Below are 7890 nucleotides of genomic sequence, written 5' to 3' on the forward strand. Positions count from 1 at the left end.
GCAAGAAATTCATCGAGCTGGTCATCGCCGTAAAAACTGTGCACCCCGTCAATTTTCTTTTCAGACCGGCTCCATCCTGCCACATCGAATTTCAGGAACTGCAGGGCCCGCGCGGCGCCACTCCCCAGTTCACCCATACCGAGGATACCGACTTTACGTTCCGAGGCGAAAGGGGCGAAATGTTCTTTCCAGAGGTGGTCCTGCTGATGCGCGTCGTAGATCGACTGAAACCGATGATGGTTCAAAACATGCTGGGCGATATACTCCGACATCCGCCCGGTGAGATTGGGATCAACAACCCGTGAAAACGGCAGGTGCCGTGGAAAATCCGGGTCTGCCAGGAGATGATCGACCCCGGCGCCCAGCGAATAAACCGCCTTCAGATTATTGAATTTAGCCAGTTCACCATGCGGCATTTTCCAGCAAAGAGCGTATTCAATTTCATCCGGGTCGCCAATATCGGGCCAGATTCGTACGTCCAGATCCGGAATATGCTTGTTCAGTTCATGCCGCCACCAGTCTGCGCGATCAATATTACTTTTGAATAAAAGAGCCATATTTCTCTCCGACACCTTATTTCAGATGCCTTAATTGTTAACGACATTCTCGCCGACCGTTTCCAAGTCAAACGCGGCTTTCATAAGTGCCTTTGTATAGTCTGTTTCCGGATTGTCAAAGATTTGTGCGGAACTTCCCTGCTCGACGATTTTGCCATTTTGCATAACGATGACGCTGTCGGCGATTGCACGAACAACCTTAAGGTCGTGGCTGATGAAAAGATAGGTCAGGTTATACCGCGTTTGAAGGTCGCGCAACAGATTGACAATCTGCGCTTGAACGGACATGTCCAGTGCCGATGTTGGCTCATCAAGGACGATAAATTTCGGCTTTAGAATGAGGGCGCGGGCGATGGCAATCCGCTGGCGCTGGCCGCCGGAAAACTCGTGAGGGTAGCGGTCCTGGGCTTCCGGCGCGATGCCGACTTCTTTCAGGATATCCGAGATGCGGTCGCGTCGTTCCCGCCGGTCGCCGCGGCCTTCATGGACAATGAGGCCCTCCTCAATTATCTGCGCCACCGAGAGCCGGGGGCTGAGGCTGGAATAGGGATCCTGAAACACGATCTGGATTTCCGCCCGCAATGGACGCAGGGTTTTCCAGCTCACGTTCTGGATAGATTGGCCTTCAAACAAAATATCTCCTTTTGAAGATATTAGCCGCAACAGCGCAAGTCCCAGAGTTGATTTTCCGGACCCGCTTTCCCCGACGATGCCCACGGTATGGCCCTGCTTTACCGTGAGTGAGATATCGTCGACTGCCCGAACATAATTGACTGTTCGTTTGAACAGCCCCTTCTTGATCGGAAAATAGACTTTTAGATTATGGCTACTGATAATCTCCGGCACGGAATCGTTTTTACGAACGGGAAGTCCCTTCGGCTCAGCTTCCAGCAACATGCGCGTATAATCGTGCTGCGGGTTTGAGAAAAGCTCTTTCGTCGAACTTGCCTCGACTATTTCACCCTCCGTCATCACACAGACGTCCTTCGCCATCTTCCGGACAATCCCGAGATCATGGGTGATCAGCAATATTGCCATTCCGAGACGCTTCTGCAGATTCTGCAGGAGTTCGAGTACTTGTGCCTGAATGGTGACATCAAGGGCCGTTGTCGGTTCGTCTGCGATCAGCAAGTCCGGCTCGTTGGCCAATGCCATCGCAATCATGACGCGCTGGCGCTGTCCGCCGGAAAGCTGGTGTGGGTAGGCCCCCAGTCTTTCATCGATCGCATCAAGACCCACCATTTCCAGCAGCTCGCGCACCCGGGCGGCGGCCTTCCGCTTGCTCATACCCATGTGGATAAGCAATGTCTCGTTAATCTGCTTTTCAATCGTATGTAATGGATTGAGCGAGGTCATCGGCTCCTGAAAGATCATGGAAATCCGGTTGCCGCGAATTTTCCGCATGTTTTTCTGCGAGCTGCCTACGACCTCCATCCCATCCACAACAATTGAGCCCCGCGGGTGCTGGGCAAGTGGATAGGGCAGAAGTTGCAGGATGCTGAGAGCCGTGACAGATTTCCCTGATCCGCTTTCCCCAACGAGAGCTAGGGTTTCACCTTTTTCAATCGCAAAGGAGACGCCTTTAACGGCGGCAACGTCCTTGCCATCGGATTTAAAGGTAACCCAGAGGTCGTTTACGTCTACCAGCGCCATCAGCGGAATGTCTTTCTGGGGTCAAATGCATCACGGATACCCTCTTGCATGAAAAAGGCAAGGGTCAGCATTACCGACAATGTCACGAAGGCGGTGATCCCGAGCCAGGGAGCCTGTAAATTCGCCTTTCCCTGCGCCAGTAGCTCCCCGAGCGAGGGTGAGCCCGGGGGCAGGCCAAGTCCGAGAAAATCGAGCGATGTGAGGCTGACGATGGAACCTGTCAAAATGAAGGGCAAAAAGGTAAGGGCTGAGACCATGGAGTTCGGCAGTAAATGCTTGAACATGATAACCCCGTCGCGCACGCCCAAGGCGCGGGCCGCGCGGACATAATCGAAATTACGTGATCGGAGAAATTCCGCCCGCACCACGCCAACCAGACTTGGCCAGCTGAACAACAACAATAATATCAGGAGGATCATAAATGTTGGCTCGATCAGGGAGGCGAGGATAATCAGGATATAAAGGCTCGGCATCCCGCCCCAGATTTCCAGAAAACGCTGGAATATCAAGTCAACCCAGCCGCCGAAGTAGCCCTGAACAGCGCCCGCCGTCACCCCGATCAGGGAGCTAAAAATAGTCAGGATCAGGCCGAAGGCCACGGAAATTCTATACCCGTAAATGACCCGCGCAAGGACATCCCGGCCTTGATCATCTGTGCCCAGCCAATTTTCGAGATCGGGAGGGGACGGTGCTGGCGACGTCAGCGCATAATTGATTGTCGTATAGCTGTAGCGGATCAGCGGCCATATTTGCCAGCCGTTTTCATTAATCAGATCAGCGACAAAGGGATCGCGATAGTCTGCTTCGGTTTCGAAGTCACCGCCGAAATCCGTTTCCGGGTAAGCCACAAGAAACGGGAAATAAAGTTGATTGTCGTAGGAAACTATCAACGGCTTGTCGTTGGCGATCATTTCTGCAAACAAAGAAAGAACAAAAAGTACGACGAAAAAAATCATCGACCAATAGCCCCGTCGATTAGCCTTGAAATTGTCGAGGCGGCGTCGATTAATCGCGGAAAGTTGCAATGCTCAGGCCTCCCGCGCTTCAAAGTCAATCCGGGGATCGACGAACATATAGGTGAGGTCCCCGATAAGGTTCATAACCAGGCCGAGCAGGGCGAAAACATACACCGTAGCAAAAATGACGGGGTAATCCCGATTTATTGCCGCTTCGAACCCAAGCAGCCCCAAGCCGTCAAGGCTGAAAATCACCTCAATCAGCAGCGACCCGGTGAACAAAATCCCGATAAAGGCGCTTGGGAATCCGGCAATGACAATCAACATGGCATTGCGAAACACATGTCCATAAAGGACCCGGCGTTCACTCAACCCCTTTGCCCGGGCCGTCAATACATATTGCTGGCCGATCTGGTCGAGAAATGAATTTTTGGTGAGCTGGGTCAGTGCCGCAAATCCGCCGATAACCATTGCCGTCACCGGAAGCGTGATATGCCAGAGATAATCAGTCACCTTATGCAGCAGGCTAAGCTGATCCCAGTTCTCCGACGTCAGACCGCGAAGGGGAAACCAATCGTAATACGATCCGCCTGCAAACAGAACAATAAGGGCGACCGCGAACAGAAAGCTAGGGATGGCATTGCCGATAATGACCAGACTGCTGGTCCATAGATCGAACTTCGTCCCATCGCGCACCGCTTTGGCAATCCCGAGAGGGATTGAAATCAGGTATACCAACAACGTCGTCCACAACCCGATAGAAATGGACACCGGCAACTTTTCAATAACCAGATTAACCACCGATTCATCGCGGAAGTAGCTGGTGCCAAAATCAAACATCAGGTAATTCTTCATCATCAGGAAGAAGCGTTCGTAGGCTGGCTTATCAAAGCCGAACTGGACTTCCAGCTCCTTGATGAAGGCGGGATCAAGCCCTTGTGCCCCACGATAGGAGCTTTGCGATCCAACTCCCGACGAAGCTGAACTGCCTCCGCCCCCCGTATCACCCGAACCGCTGCCCCCGATGCGGGAAGTGGCGCCGACGGCGGTCCCCTGAATCTCAGCGATTATTTGCTCAATGGGCCCTCCCGGCGCAAACTGTATAACTACAAAATTGAGAACCATGATGCCAAATAAGGTTGGTATCATGAGCAGGATACGTCTCAGGATATATGCAAACAAAGAATACTCCTTCGTTCCTGGATTATTGTCCCCGGCGGGAGGCCAGGCTATCGGCTTTCGCCTGATCATACCACCAGCTGTGAAGAACCGCACGATCAAAGCCGGGTTTTTTGGCATTGGGTCGGCCAAATTTATCCCAGTAGGCAATGAAATGTGAATTTTTGTACCATTGCGGTATCATATAATAATTCCACATCAATACACGGTCGAGGGCACGCGCCGCCGTGGTCAGGTCGCCGCGTGTTTTCGCTTCGATGATTTTTTCTATCAAGGCATTGACCGCCGGGTTTTTGACCCCTGCAATGTTCAGCCCGCCATCTGTGTCGGCTGCGGCAGATCCCCACCAGTCTCTTTGTTCAACCCCTGGAATTTGCGATTGTGGAAACCGCCGGACAACGATGTCAAAATCAAAAGACCGAATACGGTTTTGCCAGCTTGCACTATCAATCACGCGTACTGAGGCCTCTATTCCGACGCGTTCAAGGTTAAGGATGAAAGGATTGATAACCCGGGTGAAGGATTGTTCATACAACAGGAACTCGACCTGCATCTGGTGGCCGTCGGCATTCACAAGCTTCTTGTTTTCGACGGTCCAGCCGGCCTCTGTAAACAATGCCAGTGCCGCGTGGATTTGTTTGCGAATATTCCCGGAGCCGTCGGTCTCCGCCGGCTTGAATTCGGTGGTAAAAATCTCCGCGGGCAATTCCTCTTCCCAGGGCGTGAGAAGCGCTAATTCTGAAGGGGAAGGTAAGCCTGTCGCTTTCATATCCGAATTCTCGAACACCGACCCGAGCCGCTCATATAGACCGTAGAAGAGGTTCTGGTTCGTCCATTCGAAATCAAATAGCAGGTTAAAAGCCTTGCGCACGCGGATGTCCTGAAACGGCTCGCGGCGCGTATTCATAAAGAACGCCTGCAATCCCGTTAGCGAGGCGTCGGCAAAAATATCGCGCTTTATAAATTCCGCCTTAACGGCGGGCTTATTTTCGTATTCTGTCGCCCAGCTACGGGAGGTGAACTCTTCGCGAAAGTCATATTCTCCGGCGAAAAAGGCTTCAAGGGCGATATCCCGGTCCCGGTAATAATCGACCTGTATCGTATCGAAATTGAACCGACCCTTGTGAACCGGCAGATTTTCGGCCCAGTGGTTCTTCACCCGCTCGTAAGTGATTGAGCGGCCGGGGTTCATTTTTGCGATTTTATAGGGTCCGGACCCGAGCAGCGGTTCCATCGTGGTGACCGCAAATTCGCGGTTGTCGAACGATGCCTTCGACAGGATAGGCATGGTCGCCACCTGATAGGGCAGGTCGCGTGTCAACGCCCCGTCGCGGAAGGTGAAGCGGATATTGAGAGGGTCCAAAACTTTTGCCGCAATTATATCGCGATATAACATCCGGTAGCGGGGATGGCCTTCCTTTTTCAGGATGTTAAAGGTAAAGGCAACATCTTCGGCAGTAATGGGCGTGTTGTCATGGAACCGGGCTTGCGGACGCAGCTTGAATTCCACCCATTGTCCGCTTTCGGCGACCGTCACCGTTTCCGCGAGCAGCCCATAAACAGCGTCCGGTTCGTCATAGGACGGTGTCATTAACTGGGTGAAATTGAAATACAGATCACCGCCCTTGTCGCCGTTGATGACGGCAGCATTTCCCTTGAGCAGAAAGGGATTTACCGTATCAAAACTGTCCGTGTCCCGGAGTTTGATGATGCCGCCTTTCGGGGCATCGGGATTGACATAGTCAAAATGGGTGAAATCCGGGCCATATTTCAGATCACCAAAGACAGAGAGGCCGTAATTCGTAACCGGTTCCGCAATACTTGCCCCGCCGATAAGCAGGCTTGCTGCCAAGCACGTTAAAAAAAATACTCTCACTCTGTCCCCCCTCAGGGAATACTGTCTCTATTTTTTCTCACTGAGTTCGCGCAGACCCTGTTGCAGGCGCTTAACTTTTTCGGAGTCTACCCACCAACTCATGATGTCAGGCCCTTGCGTGGGATTGACATCTGTATGACCGAATTTATTCCAATAGGCGATACGATCATAGGCAGCGTGAAATTGGGGAATGACGAAAAAATTCCATGTCAGGACCCGGTCAAGGGCGCGAACTGCCGGAATTAGACTATCGTAATCCGGGGCGCTTATCAGGTTTTCGATCAGCGCGTCAATGACGGGATCGTCAATGCCCATGACGTTCCGGCTTCCAGGCCGCTTGCCCGCCTCGTCGCCCCAGAATTCGCGCTGTTCATTTCCGGGGCTAATGGATTGCCCGAAGCCGGCGGTAATGATGTCAAAATCATAATTGCGCACGCGTTCCGTATATTGTGCCGAATCAACTACCCGCGCGTTCGCGTCAATCCCGAGTTTCTTGAGATTTTTGATGAAGGGTCCCGTAATACGAAGACTATTCGGGTCATTCATCAGGAATTCAATCGTCAGCGGTTTTCCTGTTTTAGGGTCAATCAGCTTTCGATCCTGAACCTTCCAGCCGGCATCCGACAGGATTTCTTTGGCTTTTTGAAGGGGTGCGCGGTCCCGTCCGCTGCCATCGGTTACGGGAGCCTTGTAGGCGGGGCCAAAGACCCGGGGTGGCAATTTGTCGCGATACGGTTCTAGAATCGCAAGCTCGGCTTCTGTTGGTTCTCCCTTTGCCGCCATGACCGAGTTTTCAAAAAAGCTGCTGGTCCGGGCGTACTGATCATAAAAAATGTTCTTGTTCAGCCACTCAAAATCAAATGCATATGTAAGCGCCTCTCGCAGGGCGGGATCCTGAAATTTTTCTCGCCGCAGGTTGAACGCATATCCCTGCATTCCAGCAGAACGCTCGTTGGGGATTTCCTCAAGAATGACATATCCTGCCTTTACTGCGGGAAAATCATACCCGGTGGCCCAGTTTTTGGCGCTGTTTTCTGACCGGTAGTCATATTCACCGGCCTTGAAGGCCTCCAGTAGCACGGCTGTATCCCGATAAAAATCATAGCGAATCGTATCGAAATTATTCCGTCCGACATTGATGGGTAGGTCTGCCCCCCAGTAATCCTTGACGCGCTCGTAAACAATATAGCGATTGGTCTCAAAATTTTTGATCCGGTAAGGCCCGGATCCGAGAATTGGATCCAGGGTCGTTTCCTCGAACGTATGGGTCTCAAAATATTTCTTCGACAAAATGGGCAGCAACTGCCCGACAATCTGCGGCAATTCCCGATTAGGTGGCCCGGAGAAGTTAAATTTTATCCGATGGTCATCCAGCTTCTCGGCTGATTTCACGTTCGCATAATAATAGCGGAAAAGCGGGGCACCTTTTTCCTTTACAGCCTGCAGGCTGTATATGATGTCTTCGACGGTGATGGGGGCGCCGTCATGGAAGCGAGCCTCAGGGCGGATGTTGAAAATCGCGAAGCTCAGGTCGTCGGCAACCTCGACACTCTCTGCGACAAGTCCGTATTCTGCGCTGGGATCATCAGCAGACTCGGTCATAAGTGGTTCGAACGTCAGGCCGAGGCCGTTGGCCGCTTGGCCCTTGGGGGTATAAGGGTTGAGGTTA

Annotated in this window: 6 protein-coding genes; all 6 read right to left on the minus strand. The window is 52.3% G+C overall.

Features of this window, described 5'->3' with window-relative positions; translation table 11 throughout:
* Nucleotides 1–557, minus strand: a 557-nt coding sequence (locus ACESNI_RS07325; protein ID WP_373085892.1) for an NAD(P)-dependent oxidoreductase, incomplete at its 3' end; no start/stop codon positions are given.
* Nucleotides 558–587: 30 nt separating this feature from the next.
* On the minus strand, nucleotides 588–2210 hold the full coding sequence (locus ACESNI_RS07330; RefSeq protein WP_373085893.1) for an ABC transporter ATP-binding protein: 1623 nt from the start codon (nucleotides 2208–2210) through the stop codon (nucleotides 588–590).
* A complete protein-coding gene (locus ACESNI_RS07335) occupies nucleotides 2210–3235 on the minus strand; it encodes an ABC transporter permease (protein ID WP_373085894.1) in 1026 nt (341 codons plus the stop codon). Before ACESNI_RS07335 ends, ACESNI_RS07330 begins: the two co-directional genes overlap by 1 nt.
* 3 nt (nucleotides 3236–3238) lie before the next feature.
* Nucleotides 3239–4348 (minus strand): microcin C ABC transporter permease YejB, encoded by a 1110-nt coding sequence (locus ACESNI_RS07340; protein WP_373085895.1) that lies wholly within the window; start codon nucleotides 4346–4348, stop codon nucleotides 3239–3241.
* A gap of 22 nt (nucleotides 4349–4370) precedes the next feature.
* Nucleotides 4371–6221 carry an extracellular solute-binding protein gene (locus tag ACESNI_RS07345; RefSeq protein ID WP_373085896.1) on the minus strand — a complete coding sequence of 617 codons (1851 nt, stop codon included), beginning with the start codon at nucleotides 6219–6221 and terminating at the stop codon, nucleotides 4371–4373.
* A 27-nt stretch (nucleotides 6222–6248) separates the two neighbouring features.
* The coding region (locus ACESNI_RS07350) for an extracellular solute-binding protein (RefSeq protein ID WP_373085897.1) at nucleotides 6249–7890 on the minus strand (1642 nt) is incomplete at its 5' end.

The organism is Sneathiella sp., assembly GCF_041689005.1.
In the GTDB taxonomy this organism is placed as follows: Bacteria; Pseudomonadota; Alphaproteobacteria; order Sneathiellales; family Sneathiellaceae; genus Sneathiella.